The organism is Micromonospora sp. DH13 (genome assembly GCF_020873825.1).
GTDB lineage: Bacteria > Actinomycetota > Actinomycetes > Mycobacteriales > Micromonosporaceae > Micromonospora > Micromonospora haikouensis.
Genome location: NZ_JAHWGR010000022.1, coordinates 38,913 through 63,829, shown reverse-complemented (window position 1 = coordinate 63,829; position 24,917 = coordinate 38,913). Strand labels below are relative to the sequence as shown.

Below are 24,917 nucleotides of genomic sequence, written 5' to 3'. Positions count from 1 at the left end.
GTCGTCGTCGCCCCGCTGGGCGCCGCTCTCGGCGTTCCGCTGAGTGCGGGTGTCGTGGCCGACTGGCTGGGCGCCGGCTGCCTGGTCGCCGGGGGACTGCTCAGCCTCGCCGCCGGGATCGGCGTGCTGCGCTTCCCGGACGTGCTCGACCGGATGCACGCGGCCACCAAGCCCCAGGTGCTCGGCGTGCTGCTGCTGCTCGCCGGGGTGGCGCTGCGGCTGCGTACCCCCGACGACGTCGGCATGATCGTGCTGGTGGCGGTCTTCCAACTGGCCACCGCTCCGGTGGCGGCCCAGATGGTCGGCCGCGCGGCGTACCGCTCGGGCCGGGTCGACCGCTCCCTCCTCGACGCCGACGAACTCGCCGACGGGGGGTAAGGAAGGGCCCCTTGTTAACGCATTCTGTATAGGAAGGGCCCCTTGTTAACGAGATCGGGCCCCAGGCCACGTTCCACCCAGCGGGGTGAGAAGGGTGCCCTTCTCTACCGTATGCGTTAACAAGGGGCCCTTCCTTGCACCTTCAGCGGGCGCTCAGCCGACGCCGATAAAATGGGCGGCATGATCGACTCTTCTGCCCAGGAGGGCAGCAGTAGCCAGCCGGGTCGTGCCCGGCATCTTCCCGTCCCGACGACCCCGGGAGCCCTGAGCGACCCGTGTTGATCGTCGTCGGGCTTGCCCTCATCACCGTTCTCACCGCCGCCACCGGCTACTTCGTGGCCCAGGAGTTCGGCTACGTCGCCGTCGACCGGGGCCGCCTCCGGCAGCTCGCCGACGACGGCGACCAGGCCGCCGCCCGGGCCCTGGAGGTCACCGGTCGGCTGTCGTTCATGCTCTCCGGAGCGCAGCTCGGCATCACCGTGACCGCGCTGCTGGTCGGCTACGTCGCCGAGCCGTACCTGGGCGCGGGGCTGGCCGAGCTGCTCGGCGTGGCCGGGGTATCCACGGCCGTCGCCCTGCCGCTGTCGGTCGCGCTGGCGCTGGTCATCGCGACCGTGGTGCAGATGGTCCTCGGGGAGCTGGCCCCGAAGAACCTGGCCATCGCCCGCGCCGAGTCGCTGGCCCGGGCGCTGAGCCGGTCCACCCTGATCTACCTGAAGATCGCCGGGCCGGTGATCACCCTGTTCGACAAGGCCGCCGTGCGGCTGCTGCGCCGGCTCGGCATCGAGCCGATCGAGGAGCTGCCCAGCGGGGCCACCCCGGAGGACCTGGAGCAGATCATCGCCGAGTCCCGCGAGGAGGGGCACCTCGACGCGGAGATGTCCGACCTGCTCGACCGGGGGCTCGACTTCCGGGAGCTGACCGCCGGGGAGGCCATGGTGCCCCGGGTCGACGTGCACACCGTCCGGGCGCACGAGCCGCTGAGCCGGGTGGTGGAGCTGCTCGACACCGGGCACTCCCGGTTCCCCGTACGCGGCGCCGACGGCGTCGACGACCTGGCCGGCGTCGTCGGCATCGCCGACGTGCTGGCGGTGCCCCCGGCCGAGCGCGCGACGACCCCGGTCAGCGCGGTGGCCGTACCCCCGTTGCTGGTGCCCGAGACGTTGCCGCTGCCGACGGTGCTGGACCGGCTGCGGTCCGGGCACCGGCAGCTCGCCTGCGTGGTCGACGAGTACGGCGGCTTCGCCGGCGTGATCACGCTGGAGGACCTGGCCGAGGAGCTGGTGGGCCCGATCCGCGACGAGGACGACCCGCCGGAGCGGGCGCCGGCCCGGCAGGACGACGGGTCGTGGGTGGTGCCGGCGCGCTGGCGGATCGACGAGGTCGCCGACAGCACCGGCATCGAGCTGCCCGAGGCGCCGGAGTACGACACCGTGTCCGGGCTGGTCATGCGGGAGCTGGGCCGGGTGCCCGAGGTGGGCGACCGGCTGGAGATCGTGCTTCCCGTCGACGGCGACGCCGAGACCGAGGCGCGCGCCCTGGTCGAGGTGCTGGCCGTGGACCGGCACGTCGCCGACTCGGTCCGGCTCCGGCTCGCGGGCGGCACCGCCGCCGCCACGGGTCGGGCGGCGGGCAGCCGTCGGGACGGGGAGGCGGCGGCATGAGCCCCGGCATCGCCCTCGTCGTCTCCGTCGTGCTGCTGGCGCTGAACGGGTTCTTCGTGGCCGCCGAGTTCGCGCTGGTGGCCAGCAAGCGGTACCGGCTGGAGCAGGCCGTCGCGACCGGCGGCGGCCGGGGGGCCCGCGCGGCGCTGGACGGCGTACGCGAGCTGTCCCTGATGCTGGCCGGCGCGCAGCTCGGCATCACGCTGTGCACCCTGGGCCTCGGCGCGCTGGCCGAGCCGGCGATCGAGCACCTGCTCAGCCCGCTGCTGCACGCCGTGGGGCTGCCGGCCGCGGCGAGCCACGTCGTGGCGCTGGTCTTCGCCCTCGGCCTGGTCACCTTCCTGCACCTGGTGGTCGGCGAGATGGCCCCGAAGTCGTGGGCGATCACCGACGCGGAGCGGTCGGCGACCCTGCTGGCGCTGCCGTTCCGGGCCTTCGCCCGGGTGGCGCGGCCGGTGCTGTCGGCGCTGAACGCGCTGGCCAACGCGATGCTGCGGCTGGTGCGGGTGCGCCCGCAGGACCAGCTCGCCCAGGTGCACGGCCCCGACGAGCTGCGGATCCTGCTGGAGCAGTCCCGCGAGCACGGGCTGCTCGGCGCGGAGCAGCACCGGATGCTCACCAGCATGCTGGAGCTGCAGGGCACCACGGTCGCCCAGGTGATGGAGCCCTTCGACCGGATCGTCACGGTCGGCCGGGAGGACCCGGCCGAGCGGGTCGAGCAGGTCTCCCGCGACAGCGGCCGGTCCCGGCTGGCCGTGCTGGACGCCGGCGGCGAGGTGTGCGGCCTGGTGCACGTGCGGGAGGCCGTGCGGGCCACCACGACGGGCCGGGCGGCGACCGCCGGGGAGCTGATGACCGACGCGTTCACGCTGCCGGCGTCCGCGTCGGTGACGGAGGCCGTGACCGCGATGAAGGGCCGGCGGGCCCAGCTCGCCCTGGTCCGCAACGGCGGCGGCCCGACCCGCCCGATTGGTTTCGTGGCGCTGGAGGACCTGCTGGAGGAGGTCATCGGCGAGTTCGACGACGAGACCGACCCGGTGCCCCGGGGCCGCCGGATGCGCTGACGCCCTCTGCCGCTCGTCGACGCCTGCGGCCGGCCCGGCACCACCGGGCCGGCCCCGGCGTCCGCGCCGGGCGGGCAGGACTGTCCGGCCGCCGGCGGGGAAAGCCGTGCCACCACCGAGGGGGTACGGAGGAAGCGCCGTGCGGCTGACCGGGGTGTCGCCGGAGTCCGGCTGGACCGGGCTGTCGGTGCGGACCACGCTGCCCAACCCGAGCACCCGTCCCGGGCTGCGGCTGCCCGGCCGGGTCACCCTGCACGCCGGGCCGGACGACGTGCCGGTCCGGCGGCTGCGGCTCGGCCTGGTCACCCAGGTCGAGCCGGACGACCCGGGAGCGCCGCGGCGGCTCGTCCAGTTCCACCAGGTGACGATCGCGGGCGCGTTCGTGGTGCCGGCCGGGCGGCGGCGGGCGGTCGACTTCGCCGTGCCGCTGCCCTGGGAGACCCCGGTGACGATCTTCGGCGGGGTGCCGCTGATGAGCCTGCGGATGGGGCTGCGCACGGAGGCGTCCCTCGACGTGGACCTGGAGCAGGGCGCGCTGGTGCCGATCTTCGTGCATCCCCTGCCGACCCAGCAGCACGTCCTCGCCGCGCTGGACACGCTCGGCTTCAGCATGCGCCAGGCCGGCCTGGTCGACGGCCGGCTGCCCGGGGTGGAGCAGGCGCTCCCGCTGCACCAGCGGCTCGGCTGGTGGGTGGCCCCGCTGTACGCCGGCCCGATCACCGAGCTGGAGGTGATCTTCGTGGCGAACGCGGCGGGCCTGGAGGTGCTCCTGTGGGCCGACCGCCGGCTCTCCCTCGCCGGAGTCACCCACCAGAGCATCAGCCGGTTCCGGGTCTGGCACGCGGGCGCGGACCGGCTCGACTGGGTGGCGGTGGTCGACGGCTGGCTGCGCCACGCGATCAACCGGCACGCCGCCGCGGCAGCGCACGCCGACTGGTCGGCCCAGATCACCGAGTCGGCGCACGTCAGTCGGCCCCCGGACCAGCCGGTCCGCCCCGGCTATGGCCTCGGCGGCACCGCCGGTGGCGCGGGCATCGGCGGGGGCGGCGGAGGCGGCGACGGCACGTGACGCCTGCCGTGCGCCGCCTGCCGTGCGCCGCCTGCCGTGCGCCGCCTGCCGTGCGCCGCGTGCGCCGGGGGCGCGGTAAGAAGGGGACCCTTCTATACCGTATGAGTTAACAAGGGGCCCTTCCTTACACCGAGGCGGTGGCGACCTTGATGCTGAAGCCGAGGAAGACCGCCGCCACCCCCGTGGTCGCCCCGGCGGCCAGCCGCCGCCGCTGCCGGAACTGCGCCGCCAGGAACGTGCCCGCGAAGATCAGCGCGGTCAGGTAGAGCGCGCTGGTGACCTGGGCGATCAGCCCGAGCAGCAGGAACGACAGCGCCGGCCAGGCGTACCCGGGGTCGACGAACTGGATGAAGAACGACACGAAGAACAGGATCGCCTTCGGGTTGAGCAGGCTGATCACCAGCGCCCGCCGGAACGGGCTGCGCAGCTCCGCCGGCTCGGCGGCGTCGATCAGGCGCGGCGTGGCGGGGTCGTTGCGGTCCCGCCAGCGCCGCCACGCGCCGCGCAGCATGGTCAGCCCGACCCACCCGAGGTACGCCGCGCCCGCGTACTTCACCACGAGGAACAGCGGCGGGTACGCCTTGAGCAGCGACGCCACCCCGGCCGCGGAGAGCGTCATCAGCGCCGCGTCGCCGAGGAAGACCCCACCGGCGGCCCGGTAGCCGGCGCGTACCCCGCGCTTGGCGGCGGTGGAGAGCACGAAGAGCGAGTTGGGGCCGGGGAGCAGCACGATCGCCACGGTCCCCAGCACGTACGTCCAGATGTCGGTGATGCCCAGCACGCCCGACATCATCGCGCCGGCACCGGGCCGGGGCGAAGCCGTTCCCGCAGCCTGGCCTGTGCGTTCGGCCACTCCTCGTCGGTCAGCGAGTACTGCACGGTGTCCCGCCAGGTGCCGTCGGGGCGCAGCCGGTGCCGGCGCAGCACCCCCTCGCGGGTGGCGCCGAGCCGCTCGATGGCCCGCTGGGAGCGTTCGTTGCGGATGTCGGTGTGCCAGACCACCCGCACCGCGCCCAGCTCCTCGAAGGCGCGGGTGAGCAGCAGCAGCTTCGCCTCGGTGTTGATGCCGGTGCGCCACCAGGGCCGGCCCAGGTAGGTGTAGCCGATGGCGACCGCCCGGCGGTCGGGGTCGACCTCGTAGTACGACGTGCTGCCGACGACCGCCCCGGTGACGGCGCAGCGCTGCACCCACGGCACCCGCTCCCCGCGGTGGTGGGCGTCGAGGGCGACCCGGATCGTCTCGGCCGTGCCGGCCGGGTCGGCGGGGCGGTGGCTGCCCAGGTGCTGCCACACCTGCGGGTCGGCGGTGGCGGCGTGCAGCTCGTCGGCGTGCGCGAGGTCCAGCGGTTCGAGGACGACGTGCGCGCCCCGCAGCACGGCCGGCTCCAGCCAGGGCGAGCGGTCCGGCCGCAGGTACGCAGGCAGCGGCGCGGTCACGCCCGCGTCGGGCTCGGGCCGCCCGGCGGTCAGCCGCAGCGGCAGCACCCCGGCCCAGTGCGGCAGGTCGTGGTCGCCGGGTTCGTCGCGTACGCCGCCGGTGCGGGTGCGGACGGAGACCTCGCGCAGCGGCAGGGCCAGCACGGCGGTCTCGGCGAGTTCGCGGCGGCTGGGCGGGCGGCTGTCGGCGCTGCGCCCGGCGGCGGCCTTCTCCACCAGGGCGGTCATCGCGGCCGACTTCTCCCCGGCGTCGGTGACCAGGTGCGCGGTGCCGTGCGCGACCACCGACCGGTAGTTGGCGCTGTGGTGGAACTGGGAGCGGGCGTAGATTAGGCCGTCGAGCAGGGTGACCGCCACGCAGACGGGCAGGCCGTCGCCCCGGGCGGCGAGCAGCGGCCGGCTGCCGGTGGAGCCGTGCAGGTAGAGCGTGTCGCCGACGCGGACGTGCAGGGTGGGCAGCACCCGGGGCTCGCCGTCGACCGTGAACGCGAGCGCGCAGTGGTACGCCTCGTCGAGCACGGCGTGCGCGGCGGCCCGGTCGTAGCTCATCCGGTCGCGGCTGCGGGTGGCGGTGGTCCGGGGGGTGGGTGGGTACATGCGAGGACCCGCTTTCGTACTAGTACAATCCTCGAATTGTGTCAGCACGCTATCAGGTCACCGGCCGGACGGCCGCCGAGATCTCCGCCAGCATCGAGTCGGGCGTCCGCGTCGGCGACCTGCCCGCCGGGGCCGCCCTGCCCCCGGTGCGGGCCCTCGCCGCCGAGCTGGACGTCAGCCCGGCCACGGTGGCCCGCGCCTACCAGGACCTGCGCCAGCGCGGCCTGCTCGCCACCGCCGGCCGGCACGGCACCCGGGTCCGCCCCCGGCCGCCGGTCGCCACCCGCCGCGCGCTGCGCCCGAGCACCGCGCCCGGCGTCCGCGACCTGTCCCTCGGCGAGCCCGACACCCGGCTGCTCCCGCCGCTCGGCCCGCACCTGGCCGCGCTCGCCGCCGACTTCGGCACCCCCATCGGGTACGCGTCGGCCGGCGTCCTGCCCGAGCTGGCCGACGCGGCCCGGGAGCGGCTCGCCGCCGACGGGGTGCCCGCCGCCGACGTCACGGTCACCGGCGGGGCGCTCGACGGCATCGAGCGGCTGCTCGCCGCCCACCTGCGCCCCGGCGACGCGGTCGCCGTCGAGGACCCGGGCTGGGCCAACCTCCTCGACCTCGTCGCCGCCCTGGGGCTGCGCCCGATCGGGGTGCCGGTGGACGACGAGGGCCCGATCGAGCCCGGCGTGCGCGCCGCGCTGGCCGCCGGGGCCCGCGCCCTGGTCGTGACCAGCCGGGCGCAGAACCCGACCGGGGCGGCCGTCTCCGCCGACCGGGCCGCCGCGCTGCGCGCCCTCCTCGCCGGCCGCGAGGACCTGCTGCTGATCGAGGACGACCACGCCGCCGAGCTGGCCCGCGTACCGCTGCACCCGCTCGCCGGGGCGACCGGGGCGTGGGCCTTCGTCCGGTCGGTGAGCAAGCCCTACGGGCCCGACCTGCGGCTGGCCGTGCTGGCCGGCGACGAGGCCACCGTCGCCCGGGTCGCCGGCCGGGCCCGCGTCGGCGCCGGCTGGGTCTCCACCGTGCTGCAACGCCTCGTGCTCGCCCTCTGGCGTGACCCGGCCACGGCCGCCCTCGTCGACCGGGCCGGCGCCGACTACGAGCGCCGCCGGGGCGACCTGCTCGCCGCGCTGGCCGCGCGGGGGCTGGCCGGGCACGGCCGCACCGGCATCAACGTCTGGCTCCCGGTGCCCGACGAGACCAGCGCCGTCACCGCCCTGCGCGACGCCGGCTGGGCGGTGGCCCCGGGCGCGCTGTTCCGCATCGCCGCCGCCCCCGGCGTGCGCGTCACGGTCAGCCAGCTGGACCCCGCCGACCTCCCGGCCCTGGCCGACGCGATGGCCAGGGCCGTCCACCCCCGCCCCCCGTCGGCCTTCACCGCCTGAGGGGCCGTCCCCGGGGCGGGGCGCGCCGGGTGGGGGTGCCCGGGTGGGCGCGGCCACGGCGGGTAGAAAGGTCGCCATGACCGACAAGACCGACACCGCCCCCGGGGCGCAGCAGTTCATCCCGCCGCAGGCCGACACCCTCGACGCGCTGCGCGCCGCCGCGCGCGGCTGCCGGGGCTGCGAGCTGCACCGGGACGCCACCCAGACGGTCTTCGGCCGGGGCGGCGCCGACGCCCGGGTGGTGCTGGTCGGCGAACAGCCCGGCGACATGGAGGACCAGAAGGGGCTGCCGTTCGTCGGCCCGGCCGGTCGGCTGCTGCGCCGGGCGGTCGACGACGCCGGGCTCGACCCGACGGGGCTCTACCTCACCAACGCCGTGAAGCACTTCCGCTTCGAGCTGCGCGGCAAGCGGCGCATCCACCAGACCCCGGACCGGGTGCACGTCACCGCGTGCCGCCCCTGGCTGGTGGCCGAGTTCGCCCGGCTGCGCCCGGAGGTCGTCGTGGTGCTCGGTGCGACCGCGGCAAAGGCGCTGCTCGGCCCGTCGTTCCGGGTCACCCGGCAGCGCGGCACCCTGAGGCCCTGGCCGGCGTCGGCCGAGCGGCCGGAGGACTTCGCCCGGGTGCCGGTCGACTCGGCCGGCGGGGTCGCCGACGCACCGGCGGCCCGGCTCCTGGCCACGATCCACCCGTCGGCGGTGCTGCGCGCCGACGACCAGGACACCGCGTACGCCGGACTGGTCGCCGACCTCAAGGTCGCCGCCGCAGCCCTCCGGACCTGACCCACCCCCACCCCCCGGTCCGGCCTGCCTCGATCCTGGGCAGTTGTCGTTGCGACGGGACCGCAACTGTCCAAGGTCCGGGGGGTTGCGTGAGGATGGGGCGAGCCGCACCCCCCGCCGGAGCCCCGGCCGTCACCGAGGAGCCACCGATGGCCACCGACCTCACCGCGTCGGCCCCCGGCCGCGTCGACGTCGCCCCGATCCAGCGCCGCACGCTGCGGCTGCTCGTCGTGACCCAGATCATCGGCGGCATCGGGGTCACCATCGGCATCTCGGTCGGCGCGCTGCTCGCCGCCCGGGTCGCCGGCACGGCGGTCGCCGGCCTGGCGCAGAGCGCCGCCGTGGTCGGCGGCGCGTTGCTCGCCGTCCCGGTCACCCGGATCATGACGGGGCACGGCCGCCGGCCGGGGCTGGTCACCGCGTACCTGGTCGGGGCGGCCGGGGGCGTGCTGGTGGTGGTCGCCGCGGCGACCCGCCAGGTGCCGCTGCTCTTCCTCGGCATGCTGCTGTTCGGCGGGGGCTCGGCGGCCAACCTCCAGGCCCGCTACACGGCCGTGGACCTCGCCGAGCCGGCCCGCCGGGGCCGCCAGCTCTCCCTGGTCGTCTGGGCCACCACGATCGGGGCGGTGGCCGCGCCGAACTTCGCCGCGCTGGCCGACCGCACCACCCGGGGGTGGGGGCTGCCGTCGCTGGCCGGCCCGTTCGCGTTCAGCGCGGTGGCGTTCGCCCTCACCGCCGGCGTACTGCTGGTGCTGTTGCGGCCCGACCCGCTGTTGACCGCGCGCCGGTTGGCGGACGCCGAGGCCGCTCCCGCTCCCGAGGCCGCTGCCGACGCCGCTCCCGCTGCCGCCGGCAGAGCCGCCGGGCCGGCGGCGGACCGGCGGCGCGGCGCGGGGATGCGGACCGCCTGGCGGGTGGTCCGCGAGCGGCCGGCGGCCCGGCTCGGCATCGCCGCCGTCGCGGTCGGCCACCTCGTGATGGTCGCGGTGATGTCGATGACCCCGGTACGCCTCGGCGAGTACCACGACGACTCCGCCGTGCTCGGGGTGGTCGGGGTGGTGCTCAGCCTGCACATCGCCGGCATGTACGCGTTCTCCCCGGTGGTCGGCTGGCTTACCGACCGGCTCGGCCGGCGGCCGGTGATCCTCGGCGGCCTGGCCGTGCTGCTGGTCGCCTGCGCGGTGGCGGGCGCCTCCGGGCACCACACGCCCGGCCTCTCGGTCGGCCTGGTCCTGCTCGGGCTGGGCTGGTCGGGGACCATGGTGGCCGGCTCCACCCTGCTGTCGGAGTCGGTGCCGGCCGACGTGCGGCCCAGCGTGCAGGGGCTCTCCGACCTGACGATGGGCCTGGCGGGGGCCGCCGCCGGGGCGCTGAGCGGGTTCGTCATGCAGGTCGCCGGGTATCCGACGCTGACCGTCCTGGCGGCGATCGCGACGGTGCCGCTGCTGGCGCTAGCGTTGCGTGCGGTGCCCGGGCGGGCGCCGGACGAGGAGGACCGACCGTGCGGCTGACCGACTTCTGGACCCGGCTGGAGGAGGCGTTCGGCCCGGGGTACGCGACCAGCATCGCCTCGGACCAGGTGCTGTCCCAGCTCGGCGGGCGGACCATCGAGCAGGCCCTCCGGTCGGGTGAGCAGACCCACGTCGTGTGGCGGGCGGTGGTCGCCGCATACCCCGACCGGGTGCCCGCGCGACTACGCTGAGCAGCCTTTTCTTTCCTCCCGCGTGTCGCTTGCCGAGTCGTACACCTGTTCGGCTATTGTCCACAGCGGGGTGCTCGTCCACAGCTCGCGGCCCGTCGGCTGGTTTTCTGTCGGACCCAGCGCCTAGCGTGTCCGCGTGACGCGAAGCTCAGGAAAGACGCCGGCGAAGGCAGGGGTGGCAACGATGGCGGCAGGTCCTGACCGGGAGAAGGCGCTCGACCTTGCTCTCGCTCAGATCGACAAGCAGTTCGGCAAGGGTTCGGTGATGCGCCTGGGGGAGCGCCCTGTCGTGCAGACCTCGGTCATCCCGACCGGGTCCATCGCCCTCGACGTGGCCCTCGGCGTGGGGGGCCTGCCCCGGGGCCGGGTGGTCGAGATCTACGGCCCGGAATCCAGCGGTAAGACGACGGTGGCCCTGCACGCGGTGGCCAACGCCCAGCGGGCCGGCGGCATCGCCGCGTTCGTCGACGCCGAGCACGCGCTCGACCCGGAATACGCGAAGGCCCTCGGCGTCGACACCGACGCGCTGCTGGTCTCGCAGCCCGACACGGGCGAGCAGGCGCTGGAGATCGCGGACATGCTGGTCCGCTCCGGCGCGATCGACATCATCGTGATCGACTCGGTGGCGGCCCTGGTGCCGCGCGCCGAGATCGAGGGTGAGATGGGCGACAGCCACGTGGGCCTCCAGGCCCGGCTGATGAGCCAGGCGCTGCGGAAGATCACCGGTGTGCTCAACAACACCGGCACCACGGCGATCTTCATCAACCAGCTCCGCGAGAAGATCGGTGTCATGTTCGGCTCGCCCGAGACCACCACCGGTGGCCGGGCGCTGAAGTTCTACGCCTCGGTCCGGCTCGACGTGCGCCGCATCGAGAGCCTGAAGGACGGCACCGACGTGGTCGGCAACCGCACCCGGGTCAAGGTGGTGAAGAACAAGGTCGCCGCGCCGTTCAAGCAGGCCGAGTTCGACATCATGTACGGCAAGGGCATCTCCCGCGAGGGCTCGCTCATCGACGTGGGCGTGGAGCAGGCGATCATCCGCAAGTCCGGCGCCTGGTACACGTACGACGGCGACCAGCTGGGCCAGGGCAAGGAGAAGGCCCGCGAGTTCCTCCGCGAGAACCCGGACGTGGCGGCCGAGATCGAGAAGAAGATCCTGGAGAAGCTCGGCGTCGGGGTCGGCGCGGGCGACGCCGCCGGTGGCCCGGAGCTGCCGCCGGTCGACTTCTGACCGGCCGCTGACCAGTGACAGGACGACGCGCCCGCACGGGGCGGGGCTGGGATGCCAGCCCGCCCCGCGCGGGTGACGCCGACGGTTCGCCCCGTCCCCGGCGCGGCCGGCGCGGCTCCTCCGGCGGGGCGTTCTCCCCGCAGGTCGACGCCGATGCCCCGGGCGACGCCGACGACCGGGGTGCCACCGGGGTGCCGCAGGACGCCGATGCTCCGCGCGGCACTGGGGCTCCGCCACGTGACGAGGCGGAACTGGCCCGGGAGATCTGCCTGCGTCAGCTCGCCGTGCGTCCGCGCACCCGGGCCGAGCTGGCCGCCGCGCTGGCCAAGCGGGGGATCTCCGAGGAGGTGTCCGCCGGGGTGCTCGACCGGTACGACGAGGTCGGCATCATCGACGACGCCGCGTTCGCCCGCGCCTGGGTGTCCAGCCGGCACGCCGGCCGGGGGCTGGCCCGCCGGGCTCTCGCCAACGAGCTGCGGCGGCGGGGCGTGGACGGCGAGGTGGCCAGCGAGGCCCTCGACGAGCTGGACGAGGAGACCGAGGCCGAGACGGCCCGGGCGCTGGTCGACCGGAAGCTGCGTACGGCCCGGGGGGAGCCGGACGCCGTCTTCCGTCGCCTCGTCGGCATGCTCGCCCGCAAGGGCTACCCGCCGGGGGTGGCGATCCGGGCGGTGAAGGAGGCGCTCGCCGCGCAGAGCGCCGAGGCGGCCGAGTTCGCCGACGGCATCGACGCCGACGCGCTCGCCGACGCGGAGGGCGACCTCACCCCGGACACGCGCCCGCTCGACTGAGCGGCCGGGCCGAGGCGCCCGGTCGGTGGGCGAGCCGCCGCAGCCCGGCCCGGCCGGGTGAGCACGCCGGTGCGGCCCGGCCGAGGGGTGCCGACGATTACGACGGCACCCGCCGGATCCGGTCTTCTTTGTCCGGTCGTGTCCGGCGTGCCATCAGCGTTGGGTGACTCGTCAACTTCTCTCCGTTCGGGGGGTTTGATCATGAGTCCTTGACCAGACGGCACCCGGAGACCTAGCCTCGCCATACAGGCTCACATTGCCCGACCAAGCGCAAGCAAAGCGCACAACATAGATCGCGTAACAGAACAGCATCACTTTGGCCGGCTCGCCGGCCTGCGGTGTCAGCTCCGGACAGGCCGGTCCGGGGCCGGCACGACAACTGCACCCAGCCGTCGGCGATGCCCCGTGGGCACCGTCGGCGGAAAGCTACCCACGGCCAGTCGCTCAGGTCGGGCGTCTCAGAGCCGCAGCGCACGTGCCCACCCGGCACGCTCACTGCGGCGCCGACGTTCAGGGGAGGCGGCCATGGCGGGGCGGCAGAGGTCCACGGGTGGTCCCGGCGGGACGGCGGTCGGCGACGGCGCACGCCGTGGCGCACGGGCGATGGCCAACAACGGTGCACGGGCGGCCGCAGGCAGTGTTACGCGACCGGTGGCCGGCAACGGCGTACGGGCGGCGCAGTCCCGGTCCGGCGCGGGGACGCGGCCGTGAACGCCTTCGACGCCGTCCTCCTCGGGGTGGTGCTGCTCCTCGTCCTGGTCGTGGTCGGCGCGGTGCTGGTGGGCGTGCGGACGATGCGCCGGCTCAGCGCGGCACCCCGCCCGGAGGACCCGGCCTACATCGCCGAGAAGGACCGCCAGGAGCAGTCGCTGGCCGCCCTGCGCACCGCCGCCGACGAGGTGAACAGCACCATCGACGTGGCCAAGTCCGCCGCGTCGGCGGCGCGCGCCGAGGCCGCCGCCGCGAAGGCGGAGGCGAAGGCGGCCCGGGCCGAGGCCCGCCGGGTGCTCGACGATGCCCGGGCGGAGGCCGACACCGTCCTGGAGCGGGCCCACAAGCAGGCCGAGGCCGATGCCGAGCAGTTGCGCACGGCGGCCCGCCGCAGCGGGGAACGCGAGGTCGCGGTGCTCGCCGCGACCACCCGGGAGCAGGCCGCCGAGGTGGAACGGCGGGCCGCCCGGATGGACGAGCGGGAGCGCCTGCACACCGAGGAGGTGGAGCGGCTGGCCGACCGGGAGCGGCAGCTCACCGCCGCCAGCGCCGCCCTCGCCGCCCGTGAGTCCGCGCTGGCCGAGCGCGAGCAGGCCGTCGCCGAGGCGGAGGAGCAGCGCCGCCGCGAGCTGGAGCGCGTCGCGGGGCTCACCGCCGACGCGGCCCGCGCCGAGCTGATCGAGGTGATCGAGACCCAGGCGAAGCGGGAGGCCGCCCTGCTGGTGCGGGACATCGAGTCCGACGCCCGCAACACCGCCGAACAGCGCGCCCGGCACATCGTGGTGGACGCCATCCAGCGGGTGGCCAGCGAGCAGACCGCGGAGAGCGTCGTCAGCGTCCTGCACCTGCCCGGCGACGAGATGAAGGGGCGGATCATCGGCCGGGAGGGGCGCAACATCCGCGCCTTCGAGTCGGTCACCGGGGTCAACCTGATCATCGACGACACCCCGGAGGCCGTGCTGCTGTCCTGCTTCGACCCGGTGCGCCGCGAGGTCGGCCGGTTGACGCTGGAGAAGCTGGTGCTCGACGGCCGGATCCACCCGCACCGGATCGAGGAGGTCTACGATCTGGCCCGGCAGGAGGTGGAGCAGCTCTGCCACCGGGCCGCCGAGGACGCACTCGTCGAGGTCGGCATCACCGAGATCCACCCCGAGCTGGTGAGCCTGCTCGGGCGGCTGCGCTACCGCACCTCGTACGGGCAGAACGTGCTCAAGCACCTCGTGGAGACCGCGCACATCGCCGGGATCATGGCCGCCGAACTGCGGCTGGACGTGCCGACCATCAAGCGGTCGGCGTTCCTGCACGACATCGGCAAGGCGCTCACCCACGAGGTGGAGGGCAGTCACGCCATCATCGGCGCCGACCTGGCCCGCAAGTACGGCGAGAGCGAGGACGTCGTCCACGCGATCGAGGCGCACCACAACGAGGTGCCGCCGCAGACCATCGAGGCCGTGCTCACCCAGGCGTCCGACGCCTGCTCCGGCGGGCGGCCGGGGGCGCGGCGGGAGAGCCTTGAGGCGTACGTCAAGCGGCTGGAGCGGATCGAGGAGATCGCGGCCGGGAAGCTCGGCGTGGAGAAGGTCTTCGCGATGCAGGCGGGCCGGGAGATCCGGGTGATGGTCAAGCCCGACGACGTCGACGACATCGGCGCGGCGGTGCTGGCCCGGGACGTGGCCAAGCAGATCGAGGAGGAGCTGACCTACCCGGGGCAGATCCGGGTGACCGTGGTCCGCGAGTCCCGGGTCACCGAGATCGCCCGCTGACCAGCTCTGCCACCCACCATGTCGCCGATGTGGCGGTGTCCCAGCGCTGGGACACCGCCACATCGGCGAAACGGGGTGAATCAGGGTGGGGTCAGACCATCCGGGCGGCGTCCTCGCCGACGTCCTGGGCCGGCAGCACCTTCGCGGCCGTGCGCGGCATCCGCCCCAGCCGCCGCTGCAGCCACCACGCGAAGATCGACAGCAGCCCGCAGATGGCGATGTAGATCGCCGCGACGATCAGGTACGTCGGCACGTAGGGCAGCCCGAAGGCCAGCCGGCCGCCGATCTGCTTGCCGACGAAGAGCAGCTCCGGGTAGGTGATGATGAACCCGAGCGCGGTGTCCTTGAGCAGCACGACGAGCTGGCTGACGATCGCCGGCAGCATCGAGCGGAACGCCTGCGGAAGCAGGATCAGCCGCAGCACCTGGTTCTTGCGCAGGCCGATCGCGTACGCGCCCTCGGTCTGGCCGTAGGGCACGGCGTTGATGCCGGCCCGGAAGATCTCGGCCAGCACCGAGCCGTTGTAGAGCATGAGGCCGATGACCAGGGCCCACAGCTTGTCGATCGACCAGCCGTACTGCAACGGCACGTAGTAGCCGAAGAAGATCAGGATCAGCAGCGGAATGGCCCGGAACAGCTCGACCACGAAGCTGGCCGGTGCCCGCAGCACCCACTTGTCGCTGAGCCGGCCGCTGGCGAAGACGGCACCGAACAGCAGGGCCAGCACGGCGGCGATGCCGGCGGCCTTGAGGGTGGCCCACAGCCCGGCGAGGAGTTCGCGCTGCACGGCGGCGTATTCGAACTGCTCCCACTTGCGGGCCTCGAACTGGCCCGTCTCGTAGAACTTCCAGCCGACGTACGCGAGCAGCGCGACGATGCCGGCGATCGTGGCGACGCCGAGGATCGCGTTGCGCCGGCGGGCCTTGGGGCCGGGCAGGTCGTAGAGAACCGAGGCCTGACTCACCGGGCGACCCTCCACTTGCGCTCGAGGAACCGCTGGAGCGCCACCAGCGGCAGGATCAGGATGAGGAAGCCGATGGTGATCCAGAGCAGCACCGCGAACTGCGGCTCGCCGCGCTCGGACATGTAGAACGGGATCGCGCCGGCCTCCAGCACCGAGAAGCCGGCCGCGATCGTGGTGTTCTTCAGCATTGCGATGAACACGCTCATCATCGGCGGCACCATCGCCCGCAGCGCCTGCGGCAGCACGATCAGGGTCAGCACCTGGGCGAAGGTCATGCCCAGCGCCCGGGCCGCCTCGGCCTGCCCGGTGCCGACCGTGTTGACGCCGGAGCGGATCACCTCGCAGACGAACGCCGAGGTGTAGACGGTCAGCGCGATGCAGGCGCTGTCGAAGTAATCGATGTTCACGTCCAGCTTCGGCACGCCGAAGACCAGGAACGCGAAGACCAGGGTCAGCGGGGTGTTGCGGACGATGTTGACGTACGTCGCGCCGAAGGCCCGTAGCGCCGGCACGGGGGAGACCCGCATCGCGCCGAGGAGGGTGCCGAGGACGAGGCTGCCGACCGCGGCGATCAGGAACAGCTGAACGGTGTTGGTGAACCCTTCCCGGTACAGGGTCCAGTTGTCCGTCAGGACACGGAGGAACTCGCCCATGCCTCGCTCTCAGTCCTCGGGCGGGTGCCGGGCGGGGAGACCCCCGCCCGGCACCACGTCACGTGGTGAACCGACGGTCAGTAGCGCTCGAGCGCCGGCGGGCTGCCCGCCGAACCCGACTTGCCCAGCGTGCCGTCGTAGATCTTCTGCCAGGTGCCGTCCTTGGCCGCGGCCTCGATCTGGTCGTTGACGTAGTCGCGCAGGGCCTTGTCGTCCTTGGGCAGGCCGATGCCGTACTTCTCGGTGCTGAACGGCTGGCCGACGACCTTGAGCTCGTCGGGGTTCTGCGCGGCGTAGCCCTTGAGGATCGCGTCGTCGGTGGTGACGGCGTCGACCTTCTTGTCGAGCAGCTGCGACACGCACTCGGAGTAGGTCTTGAACTCGACGATGTTGTCCGGCTCGGTCAGGCCCTCGTCGCGGACCTTCTGGATCGGGGTGGAGCCGGTGGCCGAGCAGACCTTCTTGCCCTTGAGGGTGTCCTTGCCGGTGATCGCCGTCTCGTCCTTGCGGACCAGCAGGTCCTGGCCGGCGACGAAGTACGGGCCGGCGAAGGAGATGTCGTTCTTGCGCTTGTCGGTGATCGAGTAGGTGCCGACGTAGTAGTCGATCTCGCCGCCCTTGATCGCGGTCTCCCGGTTGGCCGACGCGATCTCCTTGTACTCGATCTTCGCCGGGTCCACGCCGAGGGTGCTGGCGACGTACTGGGCGATCTCGATGTCGAAGCCGCACCGCTTGCCCTGGGCGTCCTTGTAGCCGAGGTTCGGCTGGTCGAACTTGACGCCCACGGTGACCTTGCCGGCGGACTTGATCTTGTCGAAGGTGGGGCTGCCCGCGACGGTGGCGTCCGCCTTCGGGGTGAAGGTCGCGCCCGAGGTCGTGCAGGTGTCGCCCTGGGCCCCGCCGGAGGCGTTGCCGCCGCCGCTCGGTGCCGGGGTGCCCTCCTTGCCGCAGGCCGCGGCCGACAGGGCGAGCGAGGCCATCATGGCGACGGCCGCCACGCGCTTCATACGCATACTTCTCTCCTTCTTCGACGGAGCCCGCCGGGGGACGACGCGCTCCACGGACGGACGCCTAGTGCGTCAGGATCTTCGACAGGAAGTCCTTGGCGCGATCGCTGCGCGGGTTGGCGAAGAACTCGGCCGGGGGAGCGTCCTCGACGAGCTGGCCGTCGGCCATGAAGATGACCCGGTTGGCCGCGTGCCGGGCGAAGCCCATCTCGTGGGTGACCACCACCATGGTCATGCCGTCGCGGGCCAGGGAGGTCATCACCTCCAGCACCTCGCCGACCATCTCCGGGTCGAGCGCGCTGGTGGGCTCGTCGAACAGCATCGCCTTGGGCTGCATGGCCAGCGCGCGGGCGATCGCCGCCCGCTGCTGCTGGCCGCCGGAGAGCTGGGCAGGATACTTGTCGGCCTGGTTGGCGATGCCGACCCGGTCCAGCAGGGCCAGCCCGCGCTCGCGCGCGGCGGCCGGCTTCTCCTTGCGGACCTTGACGGGGCCGAGCGTGACGTTCTCCAGGATCGTCTTGTGCGCGAAGAGGTTGAACGACTGGAACACCATGCCGACCTCGCTGCGCAGCCGGGCCAGCGCCTTGCCCTCGGCGGGCAGCGGGGTGCCGTCGAAGGTGATGGTGCCGGAGCTGATCGGCTCCAACCGGTTGATCGCCCGGCACAGCGTCGACTTGCCCGAGCCCGACGGTCCGATCACGACGACGACCTCGCCCCGGCCGACCGAGAGCGAGACGTCCTGCAGCACGTGCAGCGGCCCGAAGTGCTTGTTGACCCCGTCCAGCACGATGAGCGGTTCGGCCGTCGTCACGTCGTCCACCGTCCCTGTCGTCACGTACGTCTGGGTCGGATGACCCCCGGTCCGGCCACTGTAGGCGGGCCGACATGGCGGATCGCCACTCATCTGGTCACGGTGCGGTAACACCGGTAACGATCCGCACCGGGAGTCCGGTATCCGTCTTCGACCGGCCCGTCCGGCTGGCGGCGGGGCCGGATCGAGGCGATCATGGGGGGATGACCGAGCCGCTTCGCCTGACCGACTACGCCCGTGGCGGCGGCTGCGCGTGCAAGATCCCGCCCGGGGAGCTGGAGGCGATGGTCGCCGGCCTCGGCCCGGCCAGCGGCACGGCCGACCTGCTGGTCGGGCTGGAGAACGGCGACGACGCCGCGGTGGTCCGCCTCGACGAGCGCACCGGCCTGGTGACCACCGCCGACTTCTTCACCCCGGTCGTCGACGACGCCTACGACTGGGGGCGCATCGCCGCCGCCAACGCGCTCTCCGACGTGTACGCCATGGGCGGCACGCCGCTCGTCGCGCTCAACCTGCTCTGCTGGCCGCGCGAGCGGCTGCCGCTGGAGCTGGCCCGGGAGGTGCTGCGCGGCGGCCAGGACGTGGCCCGGGAGGCCGGCTGTCACCTGGCCGGCGGGCACAGCGTCGACGACGACGGCCCGAAGTACGGGCTCGCGGTCACCGGCGTGGTCCGGCCCGAGGAGCTGATCACCCTCGACGCCGGGCGGGCCGGGCTGCCGCTGTCGCTGACCAAGCCGCTCGGCGTCGGGGTGCTCAACACCCGGCACAAGGCCACCGGCGAGCGGTTCGCCGAGGCGGTCGCCTCGATGGCGGCGCTGAACCGGGACGCGGCCCGGGCGGCGGTCGCCGCCGGCATCCGGTGCGGCACGGACGTGACCGGGTTCGGCCTGCTGGGGCACGCCTCGAAGCTGGCCCGGGCCAGCCGGCTCACGGTGGCGATCGACGCGGCCCGGGTGCCCTACCTGCCGGGCGCGCGGGAGGCGCTGCGCGACGGGTACGTCAGCGGCGGCACCCGGCGCAACCTGGACTGGGTGACGCCCTGGACCGACTTCGGCGGCGCCGACGAGGGGGAGCGGCTGCTGCTGGCCGACGCGCAGACCTCGGGCGGGCTGCTGGTCGCCGGGGAGCTGCCGGGGGCCACGGTGATCGGCGAGCTGCTGCCGCGCGGCGAGCACCTGCTGGTCGTGCGCTGACGGCGAGGGGCTGGCACCATAGCCGATAAACTGTCGTCTTTCCGCCACTGTCCGCGACGGCGGTGCAGGAAATTTTGCCCGGAATGGTCACAGACCGGTAACTTGCCCCCGGCTGCGGTCAAATGCCCCCCACCATCGTCAGTAAGGCCCGATCCGGAGGCCGGTGGGACGAACGCAGCGAGGAGGCGGCGTGACCGAGCTGTGGAACTGGAGAATCGACGGGGCACCCCCGGTGGAGGTGTACCCGGCGCTGGCCGAGGCCCTGGGGCGGGTGGTGATGCCGCTCGCGGTGGCCGATCCGGCGCGGCTGCCGACGTACGCGGTGATCTGCGACGTCTGGGAGGCACCGGGGGTGTTCGGCACCATGGTGGACTGCTACGGGGTGCCCGAGAGCCTGACGGAGCTGCCCTGCGTCGCCGCGCTGGCCCGGCTGCTCGGCCGCAACTGCGTGCTGCGCGACGACACCCTCGACGCCGGCCGGCACCTGCTGGTCGCGCCCGACGGCACCATCCGCCCGGTGCACTTCGACGTGCGGGAGACCGACGACGGCGAGGTGCTGAGCAACCAGCGGCTGTGCACCGTGGCACACCCCGGCTGCCGGGGCTGGTCGCGCTGCCACCGGTCGAGGTGGGCCCCGGACTCGGTCTTCCCGGCCCTCGCCGCGGCCTGACCGCCGGGGTCGACCGACCCGGAGCCCCGGGCGCTGCCCGGCGGCCCCGGTCCAGCCCGGCCCCCGGCGGCCCCGGTTCAGCGTTCGCTGGCCCGGGGCCGCGGCGTCCCCGGCTCAGCCCTCGGTGGCCGGGCGCTGCGGGGCGCCGCCGCGCACCACGAGCTGGTCGAGCAGCGTCGCGGTGGCCTCGGCGACGGCGGCCACCGCCGCGTCGAACGCCGCCGCGTTGTGCGCGGCCGGCGCGCGGAACCCGGAGATCTTGCGGACGTACTGCAACGCCGCCGCCTCGATGTCGGCCCGGCTCACCTCCGGCACGTACGGCTCACGCAGGGTCTTGATGCTGCGGCACACGGCTCCTCCTCGTTCGGGTTCTGTCGGCTCGTGCGGATACGCTGTGCGGGTCATGACTACCGCAGCCGCGGGCAGCCCCCGCACCTACCAGGTGCGCACGTACGGCTGCCAGATGAACGTGCACGACTCCGAGCGCATCTCCGGCCTGCTGGAACAGGCCGGCTACGTGCGCGCCGCCGATGCCGACGGTAACCCCGACGTGGTGGTGTTCAACACCTGCGCCGTCCGGGAGAACGCCGACAACCGGCTCTACGGCAACCTGGGTCACCTGCGCCCCGTGAAGGACAAGCACCCCGGGATGCAGATCGCCGTCGGCGGCTGCCTCGCCCAGAAGGACCGCGGCGACATCGTCCGCAAGGCCCCCTGGGTGGACGTGGTGTTCGGCACGCACAACATCGGCTCGCTGCCGGCGCTGCTGGAGCGGGCCCGGCACAACGCCGCCGCCGAGGTGGAGATCCTGGAGTCGCTCGACGTCTTCCCCTCGACGCTGCCGACGCGGCGCGAGTCGACGTACGCGGGCTGGGTGTCGATCTCGGTGGGCTGCAACAACACCTGCACGTTCTGCATCGTGCCGTCCCTGCGCGGCAAGGAGAAGGACCGCCGCCCCGGCGACGTCCTCGCCGAGGTCCGCGCCCTGGTCGACTCGGGCGTGCTGGAGGTGACCCTGCTCGGGCAGAACGTCAACTCCTACGGCGTCGAGTTCGGCGACCGGCTCGCCTTCGGCAAGCTGCTGCGGGCCTGCGGCGAGATCGACGGGCTGGAGCGGGTGCGGTTCACCAGCCCGCACCCGAAGGACTTCACCGACGACGTGATCGCCGCGATGGCCGAGACCCCGAACGTCTGCCACTCGCTGCACATGCCGCTGCAGTCCGGCTCCGACGACGTGTTGAAGGCGATGCGCCGGTCGTACCGGTCGGAGAAATACCTGGGGATCATCGAGCGGGTCCGGGCGGCGATGCCCGACGCGGCGATCACCACCGACATCATCGTCGGCTTCCCCGGCGAGACCGAGGCCGACTTCCAGCGCACCCTGGACGTGGTCCGCGAGGCCCGCTTCTCCTCGGCGTTCACGTTCCAGTATTCGAAGCGCCCCGGCACGCCGGCCGCCACCATGCCCGACCAGCTGCCCAAGCAGGTGGTGCAGGAGCGCTACGAGCGGCTGATCGCGACGGTGGAGGAGATCACCTGGGCGGAGAACCGCAAGCTGGTGGGGCAGCAGGTCGAGGTGCTGGTCGCCGTCGGCGAGGGCCGCAAGGACGAGCGCACGGGCCGGATGTCGGGCCGGGCCCGCGACGGCCGCCTCGTCCACTTCGACGTGGGGTCGCTCGCCGGCCAGATCCGCCCCGGCGACATCGTGCACAGCACGGTCACCTACGCCGCCCCGCACCACCTCAACGCCGACGGGGAGCCGCTGGCGCACCGGCGCACCCGGGCCGGCGACGCCGCCGAGGCCGGCCGCGCCCCGCGTACCCCCGGGGTGTTGCTCGGGCTGCCCACGGTCGGCGCGCCGGCCGCGGCGCCCGCGCAGACGACCGGCTGCGCGGCGCACTGACGCGATCGGGGCCCGCCGCACCGGCGGGCCCCGACCAGGTTGCGCCGGGTCAGACCGAGATCCGGCCCGCGCCCGCGCCGCCCGTCACGATCGACTTGACGCTGCTCGCGCTGTCGAGGGTGTACGAGTACGGGATGCTTTTCACGCTGCCGCCGGTCTGGCCGCTGCCGGAGCTGACGAAGTAGTTGTTGCGGGCGACCAGGGTGCCGGGCCCGGAGCTGCCCTCGCCGAGGTGGAACGGGTCGCTGACGCTCTCGAAGTAGTTGCCCTCGACGAGCACGCCGGCGCTCATGGTGGAGGCCACGCCGTAGCCGCTGTTGCGGTAGTAGTAGTTGTTGTAGACGTGCACCGGGTTGCCGAAGCGGACCCGGGGGTGGCGCTGGGTGCTCGCGTCGAACCAGTTGTGGTGGTAGGTCACCCGCAGGTGGCCGGTGTCCTGGCTGGCGTTGTCGTCGCTGTGCCCAAGCAGCATCGACTTGTCGTGGTTGTAGACCCGGTTCCACGACACGGTGATGAAGTCCGAGCCGCGCTTGATGTCGACCGCGCCGTCGTAGCCGCCGGTGAAGGTGTTGTGGTCGACCCAGACGTTGGTCGCCGACTCCTGCACGTTGATCGCGTCGTCGTTCCAGCTCCTGAACGTGATGTTGCGGATGATCACGTTGCGGTCGCCGCTGATGTTGAAGCCGCAGCCGGAGATGGTCGCGCCCGGGTTGCCGAGGATGGTCTTGTTCGACCGGACCCGCAGCATGCCGGTGCAGGAGATGGTGCCGGAGACCCGGATCACCGCCGCGCTGCTGGATCCGACGGCGGTGGTCAGCGCGGAGGCGCTGGTGACCGTGGTGGTCGCGGCGCTGCCGCCGCCCGTGGTGCCCCCGTTCTGGGTGGCCCAGCCGACCAGGTCGGTGGGGCCGGCCGAGGCCGGGGCGGTGGCGACGGTGAGGGCTCCGGCGACGAGGGCGGAGGCGGTGGCGGCTGCGGCGAGCAGCGTGGTGCGACGTCGTGCCGTGATGCGCATGTGCTTCCCTTCGGTGGTCGCGGGTGCGCGGACCGGTCGGCCGACCGCTGACGCCGGTGCCCGGTGCGGCGTCTGGGTCGGCCGGAGACGGTGGTCCGGGTTCCCCGCCGGTGTGGACTGCCCTGGGGTGAGAAGCGGCTCCCGTGCTGGCCCGCCGAAAGACTCAGGCAAGCGCTTTCCGATGTAAACACAGACATAGATCGATGTAAACCCTTTGTGCCGACCATCCCGACCTGCGCAAAGATCAGCGGCCGGCACCCGTGTCGGGTGCCGGCCGCCGTCATGCGGTGACGCGCGGGCTCAGCAGGCGACGCCGTTCAGCTTGACCGTGCCGGGCGCCGAGGCGGACCCGTTGGCGGTGAAGCCGACGGTCACCGAGGCGCCCGCCGCGAGCGACGCGGACCAGGCCGGCGCGGCGGCCGTCACCGCCGTGCCGGACTGGGTCACGGTGGCGTTCCATCCGCTGACCAGCGTGACCCCGGCCGGCCAGTTCCAGGTCACCGACCACGGGTTGACCGCCGACGAGCCGCCGTTCTTCACGGTCAGCTCGCCCTGGAAGCCGCCCGCCCACGAGTTGACCTGCTTGTAGGTGGCGGTGCAGCCACCGGCCGGCGGCGGCGTGGAGGTCGGCGGCGGGGTGGAGGTCGGCGTCGGCGTGGGCGTCGGGTCGGTGGGCGTCCGGGTGGGCGTGGGCGTGCCGGTCGGGTCGGCCCCGCCGCCCAGCGGCGCGATCAGGTACGGCTGGAGGATCGCCTGCTTCGCGGTGTTGACGTTGGTCCAGTCGTCCAGCGCGATGCCGCCGGTGTCACCCGAGTTCGGGTTCCACGACCAGTAGGTGAACGACATCCCGTTGACCCCGGTGCCCGTGTACGCCATCAGGTTCTCCAGCCACACCTTGTCGCGCGGGTCGGCCAGGGTGCTGCCGAACTCGCCCATCATGATCGGGGCGATGTTCTGCTTGTAGAGGTATCCCCAGTACTTGTCCCAGATCGCCGGCAGGTTCGCCGGGTAGTCCGGGGCCTTGAACCAGTTCTGCTCGTAGACGCTGGTGGCGTACTCGTGCGGGGAGTAGACCAGCCGGTTCGCCACGTTCAGCCGGACGGGGAACTGCCCGGCCTTGGACAGGTTGCCGCCCCACCAGCCGCAGTCCTCGTCGTTGCTGGGGTCGTTGTCCCAGACGTCCGACAGGCCGCCGCTGGGGCAGCTCACCCCCTCGACGAAGATCAGCCAGTTCGGCTGCACCCCGAGGATCGCGTTGCCGGCCCGCTCGGCGGCCAGCCGCCAGTCCCGGGCGGTGTCGCCGCAGCCCCAGCAGGCGCCGGTGGCCGCCGGGTTGGTGCCCTCGGCGTGCGGCTCGTTGTGCAGGTCAGCCCCGATGACGGTCGGGTTGTTCGCGTACCGCTGGGCCAGCATCTTCCAGTCGTTGATCCAGGTCGCCTCCGAGACGGTGGAGGTGTACCAGAGCGGCGACTGCCCGGCCGCCGTCGGCCGGTGCCGGTCCAGGATGACCCGCATCCCCTTGCTGCCCGCGTAGGCGATGACCTTGTCGAGGATCTGCAGCGGCGACAGCCCCACCAGGTCGGGGTTCACGAAGTCGTTGATGCCGCTGGCCGTCGCACCCGGCTTCAGCGCGTCGTTCGAGTACGGGATGCGCAGCGTGTTGTAGCCGAGGCGGGCCATCGTGTCGAGCTGACCGCGCCACGGGTTGTTCGACCACAGGCCGTGGAAGGTCTTGTTGTCGGTCTCCATGCCGAACCAGTTGATGCCGGTCAGGCGGACCGTCGCGCCGGTGCTGTCGACGATCTTGCTGCCGTTGGTGTGCAGGTAGCCGGTGCCGGTGCCGCCGGTGGCGGCGGCTGCCGGCGCGGTGCCGACGGCGGCGGCGACGAGGACGCCGGCCGCGGCGGTGGCGAGCGCGGTGAGCGCGCCGCCGAGGGCGGTGGATCTGTGCATGCGGACTCCACTTCGGATGCCGGCGGCCGCACGGGGCGGCGCGGGCGGGGAACCAGGGGGAGGGCCGTCGCCCGGTGCCCGCAGGGCGGCGTGCCGACCGGCAGGCACGGGGTGCTGCCGACCGGCGTGTCGACGGGCAGGCACGGGGTGCCGACCCGGGACGCGCGATGCGGGGATACGACGG

General features: G+C 73.5%; 23 protein-coding genes. 14 read left to right on the top strand and 9 right to left on the bottom strand.

Annotated elements, in window-relative coordinates; genetic code table 11:
* Positions 1 to 39: 39 nt before the first annotated feature.
* From mnhG to LPA42_RS20875, 4 genes are all read left to right on the top strand, one after another.
* Positions 40 to 378: a monovalent cation/H(+) antiporter subunit G gene (gene mnhG, locus LPA42_RS20890; RefSeq protein ID WP_077936758.1), complete on the top strand. Its 339-nt coding sequence runs from the start codon at positions 40 to 42 to the stop codon at positions 376 to 378.
* 275 nt (positions 379 to 653) lie between these two features.
* Positions 654 to 2,042: a hemolysin family protein gene (locus LPA42_RS20885; RefSeq protein WP_077936753.1), complete on the top strand. Its 1,389-nt coding sequence runs from the start codon at positions 654 to 656 to the stop codon at positions 2,040 to 2,042.
* Entirely contained in the window at positions 2,039 to 3,106 is a 1,068-nt protein-coding gene (locus LPA42_RS20880) for a hemolysin family protein (RefSeq protein WP_077936754.1), read from the top strand. Before LPA42_RS20885 ends, LPA42_RS20880 begins: the two co-directional genes overlap by 4 nt.
* A gap of 139 nt (positions 3,107 to 3,245) precedes the next feature.
* Entirely contained in the window at positions 3,246 to 4,175 is a 930-nt protein-coding gene (locus LPA42_RS20875; RefSeq protein WP_077936755.1) for a sporulation protein, read from the top strand.
* Positions 4,176 to 4,299: 124 nt separating this feature from the next.
* On the opposite strand, the gene leuE is transcribed toward LPA42_RS20875, so the two are convergent.
* Together leuE and LPA42_RS20865 are read right to left on the bottom strand one after the other, a co-directional pair.
* Positions 4,300 to 4,968: a leucine efflux protein LeuE gene (gene leuE / locus LPA42_RS20870; protein ID WP_077936756.1), complete on the bottom strand. Its 669-nt coding sequence runs from the start codon at positions 4,966 to 4,968 to the stop codon at positions 4,300 to 4,302.
* The gene (locus tag LPA42_RS20865; protein ID WP_228986794.1) at positions 4,965 to 6,209 is read right to left on the bottom strand and encodes a bifunctional pyridoxamine 5'-phosphate oxidase family protein/GNAT family N-acetyltransferase; all 1,245 of its coding nucleotides are present in this window, start codon (positions 6,207 to 6,209) and stop codon (positions 4,965 to 4,967) included. The genes leuE and LPA42_RS20865 overlap by 4 nt, the downstream gene beginning before the upstream one ends.
* Positions 6,210 to 6,247: 38 nt before the next feature.
* Between LPA42_RS20865 and LPA42_RS20860 the strand changes: the two genes are divergently transcribed.
* The 7 genes from LPA42_RS20860 (at position 6,248) to rny (ending at position 14,564) form a co-directional block, all read left to right on the top strand.
* Positions 6,248 to 7,585 carry an aminotransferase class I/II-fold pyridoxal phosphate-dependent enzyme gene (locus tag LPA42_RS20860; RefSeq protein ID WP_228986793.1) on the top strand — a complete coding sequence of 446 codons (1,338 nt, stop codon included), beginning with the start codon at positions 6,248 to 6,250 and terminating at the stop codon, positions 7,583 to 7,585.
* A gap of 76 nt (positions 7,586 to 7,661) precedes the next feature.
* Positions 7,662 to 8,366: a UdgX family uracil-DNA binding protein gene (locus LPA42_RS20855; RefSeq protein WP_077936760.1), complete on the top strand. Its 705-nt coding sequence runs from the start codon at positions 7,662 to 7,664 to the stop codon at positions 8,364 to 8,366.
* 149 nt (positions 8,367 to 8,515) lie between these two features.
* On the top strand, positions 8,516 to 9,877 hold the full coding sequence (locus LPA42_RS20850) for an MFS transporter (protein ID WP_077936761.1): 1,362 nt from the start codon (positions 8,516 to 8,518) through the stop codon (positions 9,875 to 9,877).
* Positions 9,868 to 10,068 (top strand): DUF3046 domain-containing protein, encoded by a 201-nt coding sequence (locus LPA42_RS20845; RefSeq protein WP_077936762.1) that lies wholly within the window; start codon positions 9,868 to 9,870, stop codon positions 10,066 to 10,068. Before LPA42_RS20850 ends, LPA42_RS20845 begins: the two co-directional genes overlap by 10 nt.
* Positions 10,069 to 10,252: 184 nt before the next feature.
* A complete protein-coding gene (gene recA / locus LPA42_RS20840) occupies positions 10,253 to 11,299 on the top strand; it encodes a recombinase RecA (RefSeq protein ID WP_043962471.1) in 1,047 nt (348 codons plus the stop codon).
* A 14-nt stretch (positions 11,300 to 11,313) separates the two neighbouring features.
* Positions 11,314 to 12,090: a regulatory protein RecX gene (locus LPA42_RS20835; protein WP_077936763.1), complete on the top strand. Its 777-nt coding sequence runs from the start codon at positions 11,314 to 11,316 to the stop codon at positions 12,088 to 12,090.
* A 707-nt stretch (positions 12,091 to 12,797) separates the two neighbouring features.
* The gene (rny, locus tag LPA42_RS20830; protein ID WP_043962473.1) at positions 12,798 to 14,564 is read left to right on the top strand and encodes a ribonuclease Y; all 1,767 of its coding nucleotides are present in this window, start codon (positions 12,798 to 12,800) and stop codon (positions 14,562 to 14,564) included.
* Positions 14,565 to 14,655: 91 nt separating this feature from the next.
* Here the strand turns inward: rny and LPA42_RS20825 are convergent, their stop codons facing one another.
* The 4 genes from LPA42_RS20825 to LPA42_RS20810 form a co-directional block, all read right to left on the bottom strand.
* Positions 14,656 to 15,528: an amino acid ABC transporter permease gene (locus tag LPA42_RS20825; RefSeq protein ID WP_077936773.1), complete on the bottom strand. Its 873-nt coding sequence runs from the start codon at positions 15,526 to 15,528 to the stop codon at positions 14,656 to 14,658.
* Positions 15,525 to 16,181, bottom strand: a complete 657-nt coding sequence (locus tag LPA42_RS20820; RefSeq protein ID WP_077936764.1) for an amino acid ABC transporter permease — start codon at positions 16,179 to 16,181, stop codon at positions 15,525 to 15,527. Before LPA42_RS20820 ends, LPA42_RS20825 begins: the two co-directional genes overlap by 4 nt.
* A gap of 77 nt (positions 16,182 to 16,258) precedes the next feature.
* Positions 16,259 to 17,194: a glutamate ABC transporter substrate-binding protein gene (locus tag LPA42_RS20815; RefSeq protein WP_077936765.1), complete on the bottom strand. Its 936-nt coding sequence runs from the start codon at positions 17,192 to 17,194 to the stop codon at positions 16,259 to 16,261.
* Between the two features lie 58 nt (positions 17,195 to 17,252).
* Positions 17,253 to 18,008, bottom strand: a complete 756-nt coding sequence (locus LPA42_RS20810) for an amino acid ABC transporter ATP-binding protein (protein WP_077936766.1) — start codon at positions 18,006 to 18,008, stop codon at positions 17,253 to 17,255.
* A gap of 194 nt (positions 18,009 to 18,202) precedes the next feature.
* Here LPA42_RS20810 and selD point away from each other — a divergent pair, with 194 nt between their 5' ends.
* A complete protein-coding gene (selD, locus tag LPA42_RS20805) occupies positions 18,203 to 19,192 on the top strand; it encodes a selenide, water dikinase SelD (protein WP_077936767.1) in 990 nt (329 codons plus the stop codon).
* A gap of 190 nt (positions 19,193 to 19,382) precedes the next feature.
* Complete coding sequence (locus LPA42_RS20800; RefSeq protein WP_043962478.1) at positions 19,383 to 19,862, top strand: hypothetical protein; 480 nt, start codon at positions 19,383 to 19,385, stop codon at positions 19,860 to 19,862.
* A 114-nt stretch (positions 19,863 to 19,976) separates the two neighbouring features.
* On the opposite strand, the gene LPA42_RS20795 is transcribed toward LPA42_RS20800, so the two are convergent.
* A complete protein-coding gene (locus LPA42_RS20795; protein WP_043962479.1) occupies positions 19,977 to 20,213 on the bottom strand; it encodes a DUF2277 family protein in 237 nt (78 codons plus the stop codon).
* 52 nt (positions 20,214 to 20,265) lie between these two features.
* On the opposite strand from LPA42_RS20795, the gene miaB reads away from it, so the two are divergent.
* Complete coding sequence (miaB, locus tag LPA42_RS20790) at positions 20,266 to 21,765, top strand: tRNA (N6-isopentenyl adenosine(37)-C2)-methylthiotransferase MiaB (protein ID WP_077936774.1); 1,500 nt, start codon at positions 20,266 to 20,268, stop codon at positions 21,763 to 21,765.
* Between the two features lie 49 nt (positions 21,766 to 21,814).
* On the opposite strand, the gene LPA42_RS20785 is transcribed toward miaB, so the two are convergent.
* Both LPA42_RS20785 and LPA42_RS20780 read right to left on the bottom strand, forming a co-directional pair.
* Positions 21,815 to 22,780, bottom strand: a complete 966-nt coding sequence (locus tag LPA42_RS20785; protein ID WP_077936768.1) for a polysaccharide lyase family 1 protein — start codon at positions 22,778 to 22,780, stop codon at positions 21,815 to 21,817.
* Between the two features lie 300 nt (positions 22,781 to 23,080).
* Positions 23,081 to 24,733: a cellulase family glycosylhydrolase gene (locus LPA42_RS20780; RefSeq protein ID WP_077936769.1), complete on the bottom strand. Its 1,653-nt coding sequence runs from the start codon at positions 24,731 to 24,733 to the stop codon at positions 23,081 to 23,083.
* Positions 24,734 to 24,917 lie beyond the last annotated feature (184 nt).

Bases quoted from the DNA above. Each gene is read 5' to 3' on its own strand.
- LPA42_RS20880 (WP_077936754.1), top strand. From the start codon at position 2,039: ATGAGCCCCGGCATCGCCCTCGTCGTCTCCGTCGTGCTGCTGGCGCTG.
- leuE (WP_077936756.1), bottom strand. From the start codon at position 4,968: ATGATGTCGGGCGTGCTGGGCATCACCGACATCTGGACGTACGTGCTG.
- LPA42_RS20865 (WP_228986794.1), bottom strand. From the start codon at position 6,209: ATGTACCCACCCACCCCCCGGACCACCGCCACCCGCAGCCGCGACCGG.
- LPA42_RS20855 (WP_077936760.1), top strand. From the start codon at position 7,662: ATGACCGACAAGACCGACACCGCCCCCGGGGCGCAGCAGTTCATCCCG.
- LPA42_RS20850 (WP_077936761.1), top strand. From the start codon at position 8,516: ATGGCCACCGACCTCACCGCGTCGGCCCCCGGCCGCGTCGACGTCGCC.
- recA (WP_043962471.1), top strand. From the start codon at position 10,253: ATGGCGGCAGGTCCTGACCGGGAGAAGGCGCTCGACCTTGCTCTCGCT.
- LPA42_RS20820 (WP_077936764.1), bottom strand. From the start codon at position 16,181: ATGGGCGAGTTCCTCCGTGTCCTGACGGACAACTGGACCCTGTACCGG.
- LPA42_RS20815 (WP_077936765.1), bottom strand. From the start codon at position 17,194: ATGCGTATGAAGCGCGTGGCGGCCGTCGCCATGATGGCCTCGCTCGCC.
- selD (WP_077936767.1), top strand. From the start codon at position 18,203: ATGACCGAGCCGCTTCGCCTGACCGACTACGCCCGTGGCGGCGGCTGC.
- miaB (WP_077936774.1), top strand. From the start codon at position 20,266: ATGACTACCGCAGCCGCGGGCAGCCCCCGCACCTACCAGGTGCGCACG.
- LPA42_RS20785 (WP_077936768.1), bottom strand. From the start codon at position 22,780: ATGCGCATCACGGCACGACGTCGCACCACGCTGCTCGCCGCAGCCGCC.
- LPA42_RS20780 (WP_077936769.1), bottom strand. From the start codon at position 24,733: ATGCACAGATCCACCGCCCTCGGCGGCGCGCTCACCGCGCTCGCCACC.